At 41.1% G+C, this 263-nt stretch carries 1 pseudogene; it reads left to right on the top strand.

Annotation, left to right across the window (positions count from 1 at the left end):
* Positions 1–263 (top strand): annotated as a pseudogene (locus SB660_RS21440) (ATP--guanido phosphotransferase); the annotation flags it as partial.

Raw genomic sequence — 263 nt, 5'->3', positions numbered from 1 at the left:
GCAGGATATTGTAGAGGATCTTAACAGTGTTGCTGCTCAGTTGATTGAACAAGAACGATCTGCCCGAGAAGCGATTTATCAAACTTCTAAAATCGAACTTGAGGATCGGGTATATCGGTCTTATGGGGTCTTGTCTAATTGCCGGATGATAGAATCGAAAGAAACTGCAAAGTGCCTTTCAGATGTTCGGTTAGGCATAGACCTAGGCATTATAAAAGGACTTTCAAGCAACATACTTAACGAACTTATGATTTTGACGCAGC

The organism is Bacillus sp. SIMBA_005 (assembly GCF_046535585.1).
In the GTDB taxonomy this organism is placed as follows: Bacteria; Bacillota; Bacilli; order Bacillales; family Bacillaceae; genus Bacillus; species Bacillus pumilus.
Note: the sequence above shows the minus strand (reverse complement) of the source record. Positions and strands in the feature narration are given on the sequence as shown.